The organism is Streptomyces sp. NPDC088810 (assembly GCF_044750305.1).
Classification (GTDB): Bacteria; Actinomycetota; Actinomycetes; order Streptomycetales; family Streptomycetaceae; genus Streptomyces.
This window is the reverse complement of the sequence record NZ_JBIVJQ010000006.1, coordinates 398971-413773: the sequence shown is the minus strand read 5'-3', so window position 1 is coordinate 413773 and position 14803 is coordinate 398971. Positions and strand designations below refer to the sequence as shown.

The window sequence follows — 14803 nt, the reverse complement described above, 5'->3', positions numbered from 1 at the left end:
AAGGATCGGGCGAGCGTGGACGAGGATCACGTGGCAGACACGGCAGACGCGGCAGACACGAACGAACAGGCAGAACCGGACGGGCTGTCGGTCACCCGGTCGGTCGTCGACGGTGTCACCGTCGTCACGGTGATCGGCGAGGTCGACCACCACACGTCCGGCGCCCTCCGCCAGGCCCTCACCCCGGAGGACCCCGACGGGGCGCGCACCGTGGCGGATCTCAGCGGCGTGCCGTTCATGGACTCCAGCGGCATCAACGTGCTCATCGCCGGCCATCAGGCCCACGCTCCCGCGGGCTGGCTACGGCTGGCAGGCGTGCGGAGGCCGGTCCTGCGCACCCTGGAGATCGTCGGCCTCACCCCCCTCCTCCCCTGCTACCCCAGCGTCGGCGAAGCCCTGGAGGGCTGACAGGCCGCCCGCCTCAACCGGTCCCCCCCTTCCCCGTAGGGGACTGGGTGTCAGGACTGCGGGCGTCGCCCGTGGTTGGCCGCGTGCTTGCGCCGCCCCTTCTTCTTCCGACGTCGCTTCGAGGACATGGACACCTCCTGACGGCAATGAACGGAGCACGATCGGCTCCGCCCGAGGACATAAGCACGATATCCCTGCATTCGGCGTGAATCCACCGGAGCCGGGCGCCCGGCACACCCATGGCTATGATGCGAAATGCCGGACTTTCCACACTTCATCCGGCTGCCCGTCCGCGCGCAGAGGAGCAGACCCCATGACCGGTGATCCGGAGCCGATCAGCGCCCAGGCCCGTCGGGCCCTGGAGCAGGAGCTGACCGACCTCCAGGCCGAGCGCCGGCTGGTCGCCGGCACGCTTCGGGACGCCACCTCGGTGGGCGACCAGGCCGACCAGGCCGACGAGTTGCGGCGCGCCGACCAGTTGGAGCGCCTGGACCGCCGTATCGAGGACATCACCGTACGGCTCCGACAGGCGGCGCAGGCCGGGCCCGCCCCCACCGACGTGGTCGGCGTGGGCAGCACGGTCGGCGTGCGCTTCTCCGACGGCGCGACGGAGACCCTGCAGATCGGTGAGGTCGCCGAGGCGCTGGACCAGACGCTGGTCACCGCCGACAGCCCGCTCGGGCGGGCGCTGCTCGGGCGCCGGCCCGGGGACACCGTGCACTACGACACCCCGGACGGACCGGCGACGGCGGTCGTCGTGTCGATCGGGGAATGACCGGGGCGCCCGGCCCTGCGCCGGTTGAGGAACTCGGGCAGGAACCGGCCGCGCAGGTCGTCCGTCAACGCGCCCTTGGGTTCGGACACACCGCCCTTGTGGCTCCGGAATCCGGTGCGCGCCGATGTCGGACGTCATCACACAGGCTTCGTCGTACGGGCTGTTCACACCGGTCCGGCGGGCGGACCTGTTCACACGTGCCCCGTCGCACCGGGGTGTTCACACCTGCGTGTGCCCCTGGAGGTAGGCGCGTACGGTGTCCGGCAGCGGTGTGTCGGTGGTCTGCTCTATCGGGGCCCAGCGCAGTTGGTCCGACGTGAAGCGACCGCCGGACGACGGTGACTCGCTCAGCAACTGGCAGACCACGGCCGTCTCCCCCGTCGCCTCCCCCGGCTCCAGCGGTTCGGTGCCGTCGACGAGGTACCCGGTGACCTCGTACACGATCCGCGCCGCCGTGGCCTGGGCGGTCTCGGCAGGTTCCGGGGTGCCCGAGGGCAGTCCCCAGCCGTCTCCCTCCGGCACCAGCAGCACCCGGCCGTCGTACAGGACGACCGCCCGCACCACACACTCGGCCTGCTCCGGCGTCATACGGCTCCCCTCCCCGCACTCCTTGCCTACCCAGGGGTGGGCGGGTGATGCGCCGTGGGCCTCAGTACAGCACCGGCAGGTCCCCGGGCCGTACCCGTACGGTGACCGGGAGCATGGCCTCCACTTCGCCGTCGGCGCCGTACGGGACGGGCCGGCCGGCCTCGATGCGCAGTTCCCGGCCGCGCAGGACGCGTACTTCGGGGCGGCGGACGTGGGCGCCGGTCTTCAGCTCGTTCATCAAGGTGAAGAACAGCCGGCGCGGCGCCTCGCGGATCAGCACGATGTCCAGCAGCCCGTCGTCGACGCGCGCGCCGGGCGCGATGAGCCGGCCGGAGCCGTAGTAGGGGGAGTTGGCCGCGACGACGGTGTAGCCGCGGTGGAGGTGCTCCTCGCCGTCGACGGTGACCCGGTAGTCGGCCGGCCGCCAGGTGGTGACGGCGCGCAGGCCGCCCGCGTAGTAGGAGGCGGCACCGCGCAGGAGACGGGCGTTGTTGGCGTACCGGTTGGCCACCGCGTCGACTCCGGCGTACACGCTGCCCAGGACCACCGTGCGCGGGTGGACGGCCGACTCCACCTCGATGGTGTCGACGGGCCGGGGTTCGGCGTGCAGCAGGATGTCCGCGAGGGCTTCCGGCTCGGCGGGCAGGTCCAGCGCGCGGGCGAAGTCGTTGCCTCGTCCGGCGGGGACGAGGCCGAGCACGCTCCCGGTGCCGCTGAGCGCGCCGCCGATGCCGCCCGCGATGCCGTCGCCGCCCACGGCCAGGACGATCCGGCCACGCTCGCCGGCCGCGCGGGCGATGTCCTGGGCGTGGGCGAGGCTCTGGCTGTACTCCGTCTCCAGCTCGGCGCCGGCCGCGCGGAGCAGCCGGGCCAGCTGGAGCAGGGACGCCGCCCCGGTGGAGCCGCCCGCGGTGGGGTTGACGACGGCGGTGAACTGGCGCATCGGTGGGCCTCCGAGGCAGGCGGTCGGATCGGGTGGGTCAGTCGGTGGGCAGCAGGACGCCGGGGTTGAGCAGCCCCTCGGGGTCCAGCCGGCGCTTGACGGCGCGCAGGGCCGAGACGCCGAGCGGGCCGGCCTCGCGGACGTACCAGTCGCGGTGGTCGGTGCCGACCCCGTGGTGGTGGGAGATGGTGCCGCCGGCCGCCAGTACGGCCTCGTTGGCCGCGTGCTTGGCCGGCGTCCAGTGGGCCACCGGGTCCTCGCCCTGGGCGCTGACGACGGTGAAGTACAGGGAGGCGCCGTTCTCGTACACGTGGGAGATGTGGCACATCACCAGCGGCGGGGTGCCGGCCCGGGTGAGGGTGTCGGTCAGGGCGGTGCGGACGGCCGTGTACAGCTCGGGGACGCGGGACCAGAAGGCCGCGGTCTCCAGCGTCTCGGCGAAGGCGCCGACGTCGAGCAGGGCGTCGCGCAGGTACGGCGCGGAGTAGCGGCCGTGCGCCCAGCGTTCGCCCGGTTCGGTGCCGGCCAGGGTGCCGCCGCAGTCCGTCAGGACGGCCGCCGCCCGCTCGCGGCGGTACGCGGTGTCCTCGGCCGTGCCCTCGTACCCGGTGATCGCCAGGCAGCCGGCGCCGCCCTGCGTCAGGTCGGCGCCGATGGCGTCGGGCTGGGCGAGCCCGATGAGCGTCTCGGTCTCGTCGGACAGGCGCAGCACGGTCGGCCGGGGTCCGTCCTGGGCGAGCCGGCGCAGTGCGGCGGCGCCCTCCGCGAAGGAGCCGAACCGCCAGCCCTCGTACACCCGCACCTCGGGCAGCGGGCGGATCCGTACGGTGACGGAGGTGATGACGCCGAAGGTGCCCTCCGAGCCGAGGATGAGCTGGCGCAGGTCGGGTCCGGCGGCGGAGCGGGGGGCGCGGCCGGTCTCGATGGTGCCCTCGGGGGTGGCGAGGGTCAGCCCGAGCACCATCTCGTCGAAGCGGCCGTACCCCGCGGAGGCCTGGCCGCTGGAGCGGGCCGCTGCGAAGCCGCCGATGGTGGCCCATTCGAAGGACTGCGGGAAGTGGCCGAGGGTGAAGCCGTGTTCGGCGAGCAGGGCTTCGGCCTCGGGGGCGCGCAGACCGGGCTGGAGGACGGCGGTGCGGGAGACGGGGTCCAGGTCGAGCAGGCCGTTCATGCGGCGCAGGTCCAGGGCGACGAACGCGCTGCGCTGCGGGGCGAGGCCGCCCACCACCGAGGTGCCGCCGCCGAAGGGCACGACGGCGAGGCCGTGTGCGGCGCAGGCGCGCAGGACGGCGAGGACCTCGTCGTGGTCGGCGGGCAGGACGACGGCCTGCGGGACGTCGGTGACGTCGCCGGCGCGCAGGCGCAGCAGGTCGGGGGTGGACTTGCCGCGGGTGTGCCGGACGCGGCTCTCCGCGTCCGTGCGGACGTGCTCGTCGCCGACGGCCGCGGCGAGGGCGCGCAGGGCGGCGGGGGCGGCCGTGGGGGCGGGCGGGCGGATGTCCTCCAGGCCGAGGGCGGGGGTGCTGCGTGGCTTGACACCGAGCAGGTCGCGCAGCAGCCCGGTCACCGTCTCGGGCAGCGGTGCCGCCTTGGCCGGGTCGCCCCAGCCGTTCCACAGCATGTCCATTGAACGGTCGTCCTCACAGGTCGGTGTGCTGGTCGGGGTGTTGGTCTGGTCGGGATGCGCGGTCCGCGCGGCTCGGCTGCCGTCTCCGGGGCCGGGCCCCTTCCGTCCGGGCACCGGGGCGTTACACTGTGACACATGACGCCTATTCGTCACAACGGTTCGGGCAACGGTTCGGACAACGACGCCGTGCTCGACGCGGTACGCGACTGTGTACTGGCCGTCGGGGTACGGCGCACCACGCTCGCCGACGTGGCCCGCCGCGCCGGTGTCTCCCGGATGACGCTGTACCGGCGCTGGCCGGACCTGCGGACCCTGGTGGGCGATCTGATGACCCGGGAGTGGATCGACGTGGCCACCCGGGCCATACCGGAGCCCGCGCCCGGCACCGGCACGCGCGCCCGGATCGTGGACGGAATGGTGGCCGGGGTCGAGGCGTTCCGGGCGCACCCGCTGTTCCGCAAGATCGTCGACGTCGATCCGGAACTGCTCCTGCCGTACGTCCTCGACCGGCGCGGCGCGAGCCAGGAGGCGCTGCTGGCCCTGCTGGGCAACGCGCTGCGCGAGGGCCACGCGGACGGTTCGGTACGACCCGGCCACACCGAACGGCAGGCGCGCGCACTGCTGTTGACCGTGCAGTCCTTCACCCTGTCCCTGCGCACGATGACCGACGAGGACGACCCGGAACTGGATTCCGCCGCGTTCCTCGATGAGCTGCGCACCCTCCTGGAGAGGACCCTGACGCCATGAGCCACACCGAGGCCGCGCCCGGCTCGTCCCTGAGCGCACACCGGCGCCACCGGGAACTGGCCGAGGCCGCGGACGGCCGGACGGCCGACGTCCTGGTCGTCGGGCTCGGCGCCACCGGGGCCGGAGTCGCGCTGGACGCGGCGGCCCGCGGACTGGACGTCGTCGCGGTGGACAGCCACGACCTGGCCTTCGGCACCTCCCGCTGGAGTTCGAAGCTCATCCACGGGGGGCTGCGCTATCTGGCCTCGGCGCAGTTCGACGTCGCCCACGAGAGCGCGGTCGAACGCGGGGTGCTGATGACCCGGACGGCCCCGCACCTGGTGGCCGCCCAGCCGTTCGTGCTGCCGCTGACCCCGCTGGTGTCCCGGGCCCAGGCCTCGCTCGCGTGGGCCGGGTTCCGGGCCGGGGACATGCTGCGGCTGGCCGCCCGGACCCCGCGCCGGGTACTGCCGGCTCCACGCCGGCTGTCGGCGACGGAGGCCCGGCACCTGGCGCCCCCGGTCCGCGCGGCCGGGCTGCGCGGCGGACTGCTGTCCTGGGACGGCAAGGTGACCGACGACGCCCGTCTGGTGACGGCCCTGGCCAGGACGGCCGCCGCGCACGGCGCCCGGGTTCTGACCCGGGTGCGCGCGCTGGAGCTGACCGGGACGGGCGCCCGTGTCCGGGACGAACTCACCGGCGAGGAGGGCGAGATCAGGGCGCGCGCCGTGATCAACGCCACCGGGGTGTGGGCGGGCACCCTCGCCGACGGCATCCGGATCCGGCCGTCCCGCGGCACCCATCTGGTCCTGCGCTCGGAGCGGCTCGGCGCGCTGCCGGCCGGCCTGCACATCCCGATCCCCGGGGAGACCAACCGCTTCGTGCTGGTCCTGCCGCAGGGGGACGGCCGGGTCTACGTCGGTCTCACCGACGAGCCGGTCGAGGGCGGGATCCCGGACGTGCCGGAGGTGCCCGAGACCGACATCGGCTTCCTGCTGGACGTGCTGGGCTCGGCCCTGGACGCGCCGGTCGGCCGGGACGAGGTGGTCGGCGCCTTCGCCGGACTGCGCCCGCTGCTCGACACCTCCGCGGGCGGCTCACCGGACCGCACCTCCGACATCTCCCGCCGGCACGCCGTACTGACCTCCCCCGAGGGTGTCACCACCGTGGTCGGCGGCAAGCTCACCACCTACCGGCGGATGGCACAGGACGCCGTGGACGCCGCGGCCGAGGCCCGGGGCCTGCGCGCCGCGCCCTCCTCCACCGCCGCGCTGCCGCTGATCGGCGCCGCCGCGCCCGAACGGCTGCGCGCGCTGCCCGTACCCCGCCGCCTGGTCCGCCGCTACGGCACGGAGGCCGTCGCGGTCCACGCCCTCGCCGCCCAGGACCCCGCCCTGGCCGAGCCGGTACTCCCCGGCCATCCCGTCACCCGCGCCGAACTCCTCTGGGCCGTCCAGCACGAGGGCGCACTGGACGAGTCCGACCTCCTGGACCGCCGCACCCGCATCGGCGTGGTCCCGGAGGACCGCACCCAGGCGCTCCCCGCGGCGCGGGAGATCCTCGGCAGGGCGGCGCCGGTGCACTCCTGACCCGGGTGACCGGACGGGACCCCCGCCCGCCCGGTATTCGATTGCGCAGGGCCCCCGGCCCCGGCATCGTTCGGCACAGCCCGTCCGCCAGTCCGCCGAAGGGGGCCTCCGTGATGCTCGTTCCCGGTCGTCGTGTGGTGCTCCTCGGCGGAGGGTTCTCCATGGACGAGGACGGGCTGCTGGACGACTGGCTGCTCACCCATGCGAGGAACCCCCGCCCGAGGGTGTGCTTCGTGCCCACGGCGAGTGGCGACGCCCCCGGATACGTCGACCGGTTCCTGAGCGCGTTCCGCCCCCGTGACTGCACGCCCGCCGTGCTACCGCTGTTCCGGCGCGAACTGGACGACGACGCGCTGCGCGCGTTCCTGCTCGCCCAGGACGTGGTGTACGTCGGCGGCGGCAACACGGCGAACATGCTGGCGGTCTGGCGCGTGCACGGAGTGGACCGGCTGCTGCGGGAGGCCTGCGACCGGGGGACGCTGCTGTGCGGGATCAGCGCCGGCGCCAACTGCTGGGCCGATGCTGCGCACACCGACTCCTTCGGCCCGCTGGCCTCCCTGCGGGACGGGCTGGGCCTGCTGCCGGGTTCCGTGTGCCCGCACTACGACAGCGAACCGGGCCGCCGCACCTCCTACCGGCAGGCCGTCGCCGGCGGAACGCTGCCCGGCGGCTGGGCGCTGGAGGACGGCGTGGGCGCCCTGTTCACGGACGGGCGTCTGGAGCAGGCGGTGACGCGGAGGCCAGGGGCCCGGCTCTACCGGGTGGAGCCGGGGACACCGGGTGAGCCGGGCGGCACCGACGAGCACCCGGTGCCCTGCCGCCCGCTCGGTACGGTGGCGTGACACCGCGTCAGAGCAGGCGGCGGATGTCGCCGCGGACACGGTAGAAGCCGCCCGCCGCCGAGTGCAGGGCGTCGACCACGTACCGGGCGCCGGGCTCGCGTATCGCGCGTGGGAACTGGACGTTCCAGGAGGAGTCGTAGCCGTCGGAGAGCACGTGGACCCGCAGCCGGCCCGCCTCCTGGACGCACTCGACCACCACCGCTCCGGCGGGCGCCTGGGCGACCGTGGACACCGCGGCCACGGCCGTGGCCGGGGCGTACGTCGGCAGGGCGGCGGCCAGCTTGACGTCCCGTACCACCGGCACCGTGCCCTGCTGGGCCGCCGAGATCGCCGCCTCGCTCGCGTCGACGCACACCAGCGAGCCGTCCGTGGTGACCAGGTACAGCCGCTCGTCGCGATACTGCATCGACAGTGCCGAGCCGCTGCCCGTGCCGAGCTTCCACAGCCGCGTGCCGTCCTGGTCGAAGCAGTAGACGGAGGAGGCGGAGTCCCCGGCGAAGACGAACCGGCCACCGGGCGAGGTGGCGCACGAGTACACCGCGCTGTCGCACGCGTACGTCGCCTCGATGGCGCCGGTGTCCTTCGACAGCCGCTGGACCACGCGGTGCGCGGTGCCGGCGTACACCGCGTCCTGCTCCTGCCAGCCGAAGAGCACGCCGCCCTTGGTGGGCGTGTGCCACAACTCGCCGCCGCCGTCCGGTGCGTAGGCGGTGACGCCGCGGTGGTGGCCGTGGTAGACGGCGCGGTCGTCGGCGCGGACCATCCAGGCGTGCTCGCCCTGGCTGCGGCGGGACCACTGGTGTTCGTCCTCGTGGTCGATGACCGTGAGCCGGCCGTCGCGGTCGGACACGTCCAGGACGCCCTCGTGGATGTCCAGCCAGAAGATGTCGACGTCGGCGGCGATGTCGTAGGCGGCGAAGGGCAGTTTGGAGGAGAGGTCGTAGACCTTGCCGTCGTCGCAGCCGGCGTAGATCCAGAAGTCGTCGGCGACCAGGCACTTCACCCCGTCCGGCAGGCTGAAGCGGGCCAGCACGGCGCCCTCGTGGTCCAGTGTGTAGACGTCACCCGCCTGGTTGCCCACCCAGCAGCGCTCGTCGTCGACATGGATGCCGAACGCGGCGGAGCCGGTGCGGAACCGCCACAGCACCGGTGCGACGGCCCGTGCGGTGGACGGGGCGGAGCTGACCTGACGGCGGGTCACCGCACGCGGGGGGCGCCCGCCCCTGACTGCCGGGGCGTATCCCTTGCGGACCTTCTCCCCCACCTTCTTCGCTGCGGCGGCCCGTGCCTTCTCCGCGGTCGGGAACGTCGTCGTCTGCGTCTGCCCGGCGGCGCCGATCCGGCCGTACCGCACCGTCACCACCTGCCCGTCGACCGTCACCTCGTAGAACTTGTGGGCACCGCCGCCCTCCTGCGACAGCTCCAGATACGTCGTCGACACCGCGGACCCCGTGGACATGGCAGACCCCTCCCCGAGTGCGGACCCCCGGCCGTTCCCGCAGGTCCTCAACTGCTCCTCACGGTAAAGGGACCCACTGACAACGCCCCTGGGCCCGGCGGCCGGCCCAGGGACGCAACCCGGTGTCAGACCAGGGCGATCAGGTCCCGGTAGTCCTCGTTCCACAGGTCCTCGGCCGCGTCCGGCAGGAGCAGCACCCGGTCCGGTCGCAGCGCGTCGACGGCGCCCTCGTCGTGGGTGACCATCACGATCGCGCCGGGGTACGAGCCGACCGCGGCCAGCACCTCGTCGCGGGAGGCCGGGTCGAGGTTGTTGGTCGGCTCGTCGAGCAGCAGCACGTTCGCCCCGGAGTGCACCAGGCCGGCCAGCGCCAGCCGGGTCTTCTCCCCGCCGGAGAGCACACCGGCGGGCTTGTCGGCGTCGTCGCCGGTGAACAGGAAGGCGCCCAGCGCGCGCCGTGCCTCACCCGGGCTCAGGTGCGGTGCGGCCAGGGTGAGGTTCTCCAGCACCGTGCGCCCGGTGCGAAGGGTGTCGTGCTCCTGGGCGAAGTAGCCCAGGCGCAGTCCGTGGCCGTGCACCACGCGTCCGCCGTCGGGCCGTTCGGCGCCGGCGAGGATGCGCAGCAGGGTGGTCTTGCCGGCGCCGTTGAGGCCGAGCACGACCAGCCGGCTGCCCCGGTCCACCGCCAGGTCGACCCCGTCGAGGACGCGGTGGCCGCCGTAGGACTTGGCGAGGCTGATCGCGCCGAGCGGTGTGCGCCCGCACGGGGCGGGCTCGGGCAGCCGGATCCGGGCGGTCTTCTCGGTGCGACGGGCCGGTTCCAGCTCGGCCAGCATCCGGTCGGCGCGCCGGGTCATGCTCCGGGCCATGGTGGCGGTGGCGGAGCGGGCCTTCATCCGGTCGGCCTGGGCGTGCAGGGCGGCGGCCTTGCGTTCGGCGCTCGTCCGCTCCCGGGTGCGGCGCCGCTCGTCCGCTTCCCGCCGGCTCAGGTACGTCCGCCAGCCCGTGTTGTGGATGTCGAGGGCGGCCCGGGTGGCGTCCAGGTGGAAGACGCGGTTGACGACGTCGGTGAGCAGGGCGGTGTCGTGGCTGATCAGTACGAGACCGCCCTGGTGTGCCTGGAGGAAGGTGCGCAGCCAGGCGTGCGAGTCGGCGTCGAGGTGGTTGGTCGGCTCGTCCAGCAGCAGGGTGCGGTCGGTGCCGGCGAACAGGATGCGGGCCAGTTCCACGCGGCGCTTCTGTCCGCCGGAGAGGGCACCGACGGGCTCGCCCAGCACCCTTTCGGGCAGGCCCAGTCCGGCCGCGACGCGGGCCGCCTCGGCCTCGGCGGCGTAACCGCCGCCCGCCTGGAAGGCGGCCTCTGCGTGCGCGTAGGCGCGCATCGCCCGGTCCAGCGCCGCCGCGTCGGCGGCCTCGGCCAGCGCCGTCTCGGCCTCGCGCAGAGTGCGCAGCGCGCTGTCGAGTCCGCGGGCGGACAGGATCCGGTCGGTGACGCTCACGGCCGGGTCGGCGGCGCGCGAGTCCTGCGCCAGGAAGCCGACCGGCCCGGTTTGGGTGACGACGCCGGCGGCGGGCCGGGACTGCCCGGCGAGGGCGGTCATGAGGGTGGTCTTGCCGGCGCCGTTGCGGCCGACGAGGCCGATCCGGTCCCCGGGGGAGACGGTGAAGGAGACGCCGGAGAGCAGGAGGCGGGCGCCGGCGCGCAGCTCGGCGTCACGAACGGTGATCATGTGGAAACGCTCCGAAAAGCAAGAGGACACACTTCTGGCGTGGAAGCGGGTTCTCGGCTAGGAGATTCGGGGCGTAGACATGCCGCCACGGTAACGCGGGCGCCCGCACCGGCGCATGCCGTTTTTCCGGCCGCGTTCCTCAGGGCCGGCGGCGGGCGTTGAGGCGGGCGGCCTGGCGGGTGAGGTGGTCGCGCTCGGCGAGGTTGGGCGCTTTGTGTGCCGCCTCGGCGTACAGCCGTGCCGCCGTGGCCAGGTCGCCGTCGCGCTCGTGGAGGTAGGCCGCCACCGCGGCGTGGCGGGGCAGCGAGGCGTCCAGCCCGGCGAGCGCCGTCAGGCCGGCCCGCGGCCCGTCGGCCTCGCCGACGGCGACCGCGCGGTTGAGCCGGACGACGGGGCTGTCGGTCAGACGGGCCAGCTCGTCGTACCACTCGACGATCTGTACCCAGTCGGTCTCCTCGGCGGTGGGCGCGTCGGCGTGGAGTGCCGCGATGGCGGCCTGCGCCTGGAACTCGCCCAGCCGGTCGCGGGCGAGGGCCGCCTGCAGGATCCGGATGCCTTCGGCGATCAACCCGGTGTCCCACCGGCTGCGGTCCTGCTCGGCGAGGGGCACCAGGCTGCCGTCGGGCGCTGTCCGGGCGGCGCGGCGGGCGTGGTGGAGCAGCATGAGGGCGAGCAGCCCCGCCACTTCCGGGTGGTCGATCCGGGCGGCGAGCTGCCGGGTGAGCCGGATCGCCTCGGCGGCGAGGTCCACGTCGCCGGAGTAGCCCTCGTTGAAGACGAGGTACAGGACGCGCACCACGGTGGCGACGTCGCCGGGCTGGTCGAACCGTACGCCGGAGATGGTGCGTTTGGCCCGGCTGATGCGCTGGGCCATGGTCGCCTCCGGCACCAGGTAGGCCTGCGCGATCTGGCGGGTGGTGAGACCGCCGACCGCGCGCAGGGTGAGCGCGATCGCGGAGGCCGGCGTCAGGGACGGGTGGGCGCACAGGAAGTAGAGCTGGAGTGTGTCGTCCACCGCGGGCGCGGGCCCGGGCGCCGGCTGTTCGTCGTGGAGGTCCTCACGACGGCGGCGGGCGGTGTCCGCCCGGGCCTGGTCGAGGAACTTGCGCCAGGCCACGGTGACCAGCCAGCCCTTGGCATCCCGCGGCGGGTCGGCCGGCCAGACGCGGATCGCCTCGACCAGGGCGTCCTGTACGGCGTCCTCGGCCGCCGCGAAGTCTGCTCCGCGGCGGACGAGGATCCCGAGCACCCTCGGCGTGAGGCTCCTGAGCAGGGCCTCGTCCATCGAGGAGATCACTCCGTGACGGTGGGCGGCGCGGCCAGGAACGGGCGGACCTCGAGCCACTCGTGGATCGGCTTCCCGCCCGCTCCGGGGGCGGCCGACAGTTCCCCGGCCAGCTCGACGGCACGCTCGTAGCTGTCGACGTCGATCACCATCCAGCCGGCGATGAGGTCCTTGGTCTCGGCGAACGGGCCGTCGGTGACCGGCGGGCGCCCTTCACCGTCGTAACGGACCCACGTCCCCTCGGGGGCGAGCGCCTGACCGTCGACGAACTCGCCGGTCTTCTCGAGCCGTGCGGCGAAGTCCTGCATGTACTGCACGTGCGCCGAGATCTCCTGCGGCGTCCACTGGTCCATCGGCACGTTGTTGATCGGAGCCGGAGCGCCGCGGTAGTGCTTCAGCAGCAAGTACTTGGCCATCGTGCTTCTCCCTGGTGGTCGTGCGACACATTGTGGTCGCGTTCACCCCTGGGACGCAGCCGGTCGGGGGTTCTCGACATCGCCGGCGAGATTTTTTTGACTCTCGCGAAAAAACAGCCCGGGCGAGCCGTCGCCGGGTCCCGGTCACCAGCCGGAGTCCGACGGGGCGGGGAACGGCCCGAGCGCATGGATTCACCGTTCCCCGTCCCTGCCGGTCGGCCCACCGCCGCTCGGGGCCGAGGCGGCGTGCCGGTCCGTGGGGTTCACGACCTCGGCGGACGTACCGAACCACCGGTCCCGTCGCAGACCCTCCGATGATCGATCCTGTTCCGACCCTCCGGCACCGCGCCCGCACGCGCCAGCCCGACGGGTCCGGCCGGGTGAGGCGGCACGGTCGGCCCACACCGCCGCCCCGTCCACGGCACCGCCCGACCGGATCACCTCTGCGGGAACTCCCAAGGTGCGCGCGGAAGTTTGAAGGTGGCGTGGGAGGCTGTGCCCGGCCGTGTGCGGAGCGAGGCGTGCCGGTCGTGGAGAGGAGCTCGGCGTGACACAGGACGGCTTCGAGGCCGTGGGCATCGACACCAGCAGACCGCATCCCGCCCGGATCTACGACTATCTACTGGGCGGCAGGGACAACTACGAGGTGGACCAGCGGGCGGGCGACGAACTCGCCGCCGCGGCACCCGAGGCGCGGATCGGTGTCCGGGCGAACCGTGCCTTCCTGCAGCGCGCCGTCCGGTACGTGGTCGGCAGCGGGGTCCGCCAGATCCTGGACATCGGCACCGGCCTGCCCACGTCGCCGAACGTGCACGAGGTCGCCCAGTCGGTGGCACCGGACGTCCGCGTGGCCTACGTCGACAACGACCCGATCGTGGCCGCGCACGGCAACGCCCTGCTCAGCCGCTCCGGGACCACCCGCATCATCCTCGGCGACCTGCGGGACCCACGGTCGGTCCTGGACCACCGCGACGTCCGCCGGCTCATCGACTTCGACCAGCCGGTCGCCCTGCTTCTCGTCGCCGTCCTGCACTTCCTCACCGACGCGGACCGGCCAGAGGAGATCGTCGCCACGTTGCGCGACGCGCTGCCGGCCGGCAGCTTCCTGGTGCTCTCGCACGCCACCGGCGACTTCGCCGACCGCAGCGCCGCCCAGGCGGTCTACACCAGGGCGACCGCCTCCCTGAACCTGCGTACCCGCGCCGAGGTGGAGCTGTTCTTCGACGGCTTCGACCTGGTCGAGCCGGGCCTGGCCCAGGTCCCGTACTGGCGCCCGGACACCCCGCCGCCGCCCCGGTCCGAGGAGATCGGCTTCTACGGCGGCGTGGCCCGCAAGACCGCCTGACCGGCCGGGGTGTCGGTCGCCGGGCCCGGTCCGCCGGCAGTGCCGTCCTACACCACGAACGCGTTGACGCGCCCCGCGGCGATCTGCCGCTTGCCCTCGACCGGCTGCGCCACCGCCGGGTACGGCTGGGAGCTGTTGAGGCTCCAGCGGTACCCCGCGAAGAGGCCCGTGGCAGGGTCGGCGTAGAAGACCATGTGGCCGTAGCCCACGCCGTTGTGCTGCGTCCAGGTGCGGTTGTCGTCGCTCAGCTCGGCCCGTGTGTCGGGGTAGGCCCGGTAGCGGTCGATGCTGGTCTGGCTGGCGAGGTCCGGGCCGCCGTGCGGGTTGTCGGTGCAGTCGACGATCTGGAAGAGGTGCGGGACGACACCGGGTATGTCGAGCTTGCTGTCGACGGAGGAGGCGTAGGTCCCCAGGTAGGCGCGGATCATCACGGTGTGCCCGGTGTAGGGGACGGTCTTCTCGTCCGGGTTCTTGTCCCAGGCCACGATGTCACCGGGGCGCAGGTTGACCGGCTTGGTCACCGGGTCGAAGTGCGGCACGTCGGAGGCGTTGAGGAAACCGGCCTGGAGGTCCTCTGCGGTGGGGTAGGTACCGGTGCGGGTGGTGCCGGCCGGGGCGCCCTTGGTCGGGAAGTACTGGTCGAAGTAGGACGGGGTGGCCCAGCCGTAGGCGGTGTCGGCGCCGTAGGCGCGCTCCAGCAGCAGCGTCATGAACGACGCGCACTGGGACAGGTTCTCGAACTCCTCCGGGTGTCCGGGACGGCCCCAGGTCACCGTGGTTCTGCCCAGGGTCCTGCCGTCGGTCTCCACGTTGTACCGGTTGTGGTCCCAGGGGTTGGCACGCAGCCGCAGGTACTCCACCAGCGTCTCGGCCTCCAGCAGGTGTGTCGGCTTGAGCGGGTACAGCGCGGCGGACTTCGGTTCGGCCGCGGCGGCCCGGGGCGGCGAGACCACCGACGCGGCGGAGGCGGCGAGCGCCAGGCCGGCGCTCCCGGTCAGCAGATGGCGGCGGGAGGGGCGGGCTGAGGGCGCGGACACGAGGGCTCCTTCGAAGGCGGTGCGTGTGGACTG

The 14803-nt window shown here is 73.7% G+C and carries 14 protein-coding genes; 6 read left to right on the top strand and 8 right to left on the bottom strand.

What is annotated here, in order from left to right; translation table 11 throughout:
• Positions 1-30 precede the first annotated feature (30 nt).
• Together ACIP4Y_RS22150 and ACIP4Y_RS22145 are read left to right on the top strand one after the other, a co-directional pair.
• Positions 31-408, top strand: a complete 378-nt coding sequence (locus ACIP4Y_RS22150) for an STAS domain-containing protein (protein WP_401396043.1) — start codon at positions 31-33, stop codon at positions 406-408.
• A 313-nt stretch (positions 409-721) separates the two neighbouring features.
• The gene (locus tag ACIP4Y_RS22145; protein WP_358643591.1) at positions 722-1183 is read left to right on the top strand and encodes a GreA/GreB family elongation factor; all 462 of its coding nucleotides are present in this window, start codon (positions 722-724) and stop codon (positions 1181-1183) included.
• Positions 1184-1402: 219 nt separating this feature from the next.
• Here the strand turns inward: ACIP4Y_RS22145 and ACIP4Y_RS22140 are convergent, their stop codons facing one another.
• The 3 genes from ACIP4Y_RS22140 to ACIP4Y_RS22130 all read right to left on the bottom strand — a co-directional run bounded on the left by ACIP4Y_RS22140 (position 1403) and on the right by ACIP4Y_RS22130 (position 4341).
• A complete protein-coding gene (locus ACIP4Y_RS22140) occupies positions 1403-1771 on the bottom strand; it encodes an NUDIX hydrolase (protein ID WP_401396039.1) in 369 nt (122 codons plus the stop codon).
• A gap of 61 nt (positions 1772-1832) precedes the next feature.
• A complete protein-coding gene (locus ACIP4Y_RS22135; protein WP_401396036.1) occupies positions 1833-2714 on the bottom strand; it encodes a diacylglycerol kinase family protein in 882 nt (293 codons plus the stop codon).
• Positions 2715-2751: 37 nt separating this feature from the next.
• Positions 2752-4341 (bottom strand): FAD-binding oxidoreductase, encoded by a 1590-nt coding sequence (locus ACIP4Y_RS22130; protein ID WP_401396033.1) that lies wholly within the window; start codon positions 4339-4341, stop codon positions 2752-2754.
• Positions 4342-4476: 135 nt separating this feature from the next.
• On the opposite strand from ACIP4Y_RS22130, the gene ACIP4Y_RS22125 reads away from it, so the two are divergent.
• From ACIP4Y_RS22125 to ACIP4Y_RS22115, 3 genes are all read left to right on the top strand, one after another.
• A complete protein-coding gene (locus ACIP4Y_RS22125; protein ID WP_401396030.1) occupies positions 4477-5088 on the top strand; it encodes a TetR/AcrR family transcriptional regulator in 612 nt (203 codons plus the stop codon).
• Positions 5085-6656, top strand: coding sequence for a glycerol-3-phosphate dehydrogenase/oxidase (locus ACIP4Y_RS22120; protein WP_401396027.1), 1572 nt, complete (start codon positions 5085-5087; stop codon positions 6654-6656). Before ACIP4Y_RS22125 ends, ACIP4Y_RS22120 begins: the two co-directional genes overlap by 4 nt.
• 113 nt (positions 6657-6769) lie before the next feature.
• The gene (locus ACIP4Y_RS22115; RefSeq protein WP_401396171.1) at positions 6770-7498 is read left to right on the top strand and encodes a Type 1 glutamine amidotransferase-like domain-containing protein; all 729 of its coding nucleotides are present in this window, start codon (positions 6770-6772) and stop codon (positions 7496-7498) included.
• A 7-nt stretch (positions 7499-7505) separates the two neighbouring features.
• On the opposite strand, the gene ACIP4Y_RS22110 is transcribed toward ACIP4Y_RS22115, so the two are convergent.
• From ACIP4Y_RS22110 to ACIP4Y_RS22095, 4 genes are all read right to left on the bottom strand, one after another.
• The gene (locus ACIP4Y_RS22110; protein WP_401396024.1) at positions 7506-8957 is read right to left on the bottom strand and encodes a WGR domain-containing protein; all 1452 of its coding nucleotides are present in this window, start codon (positions 8955-8957) and stop codon (positions 7506-7508) included.
• Positions 8958-9082: 125 nt separating this feature from the next.
• Positions 9083-10687, bottom strand: coding sequence for an ABC-F family ATP-binding cassette domain-containing protein (locus ACIP4Y_RS22105; protein WP_401396021.1), 1605 nt, complete (start codon positions 10685-10687; stop codon positions 9083-9085).
• 139 nt (positions 10688-10826) lie between these two features.
• Positions 10827-11972: a DUF6596 domain-containing protein gene (locus tag ACIP4Y_RS22100; protein ID WP_358643648.1), complete on the bottom strand. Its 1146-nt coding sequence runs from the start codon at positions 11970-11972 to the stop codon at positions 10827-10829.
• Between the two features lie 8 nt (positions 11973-11980).
• Entirely contained in the window at positions 11981-12388 is a 408-nt protein-coding gene (locus ACIP4Y_RS22095; protein WP_358643576.1) for a YciI family protein, read from the bottom strand.
• Positions 12389-12935: 547 nt separating this feature from the next.
• Here ACIP4Y_RS22095 and ACIP4Y_RS22090 point away from each other — a divergent pair.
• Positions 12936-13733, top strand: coding sequence for an SAM-dependent methyltransferase (locus ACIP4Y_RS22090; protein WP_401396017.1), 798 nt, complete (start codon positions 12936-12938; stop codon positions 13731-13733).
• A gap of 47 nt (positions 13734-13780) precedes the next feature.
• Here ACIP4Y_RS22090 and ACIP4Y_RS22085 read toward each other — a convergent pair whose 3' ends face one another.
• Positions 13781-14770: a hypothetical protein gene (locus tag ACIP4Y_RS22085; protein WP_401396014.1), complete on the bottom strand. Its 990-nt coding sequence runs from the start codon at positions 14768-14770 to the stop codon at positions 13781-13783.
• Positions 14771-14803: the final 33 nt, after the last annotated feature.

Bases quoted from the DNA above. Each gene is read 5' to 3' on its own strand.
- ACIP4Y_RS22145 (WP_358643591.1), top strand. From the start codon at position 722: ATGACCGGTGATCCGGAGCCGATCAGCGCCCAGGCCCGTCGGGCCCTG.
- ACIP4Y_RS22140 (WP_401396039.1), bottom strand. From the start codon at position 1,771: ATGACGCCGGAGCAGGCCGAGTGTGTGGTGCGGGCGGTCGTCCTGTAC.
- ACIP4Y_RS22135 (WP_401396036.1), bottom strand. From the start codon at position 2,714: ATGCGCCAGTTCACCGCCGTCGTCAACCCCACCGCGGGCGGCTCCACC.
- ACIP4Y_RS22130 (WP_401396033.1), bottom strand. From the start codon at position 4,341: ATGGACATGCTGTGGAACGGCTGGGGCGACCCGGCCAAGGCGGCACCG.
- ACIP4Y_RS22125 (WP_401396030.1), top strand. From the start codon at position 4,477: ATGACGCCTATTCGTCACAACGGTTCGGGCAACGGTTCGGACAACGAC.
- ACIP4Y_RS22120 (WP_401396027.1), top strand. From the start codon at position 5,085: ATGAGCCACACCGAGGCCGCGCCCGGCTCGTCCCTGAGCGCACACCGG.
- ACIP4Y_RS22115 (WP_401396171.1), top strand. From the start codon at position 6,770: ATGCTCGTTCCCGGTCGTCGTGTGGTGCTCCTCGGCGGAGGGTTCTCC.
- ACIP4Y_RS22110 (WP_401396024.1), bottom strand. From the start codon at position 8,957: ATGTCCACGGGGTCCGCGGTGTCGACGACGTATCTGGAGCTGTCGCAG.
- ACIP4Y_RS22105 (WP_401396021.1), bottom strand. From the start codon at position 10,687: ATGATCACCGTTCGTGACGCCGAGCTGCGCGCCGGCGCCCGCCTCCTG.
- ACIP4Y_RS22100 (WP_358643648.1), bottom strand. From the start codon at position 11,972: ATGGACGAGGCCCTGCTCAGGAGCCTCACGCCGAGGGTGCTCGGGATC.
- ACIP4Y_RS22095 (WP_358643576.1), bottom strand. From the start codon at position 12,388: ATGGCCAAGTACTTGCTGCTGAAGCACTACCGCGGCGCTCCGGCTCCG.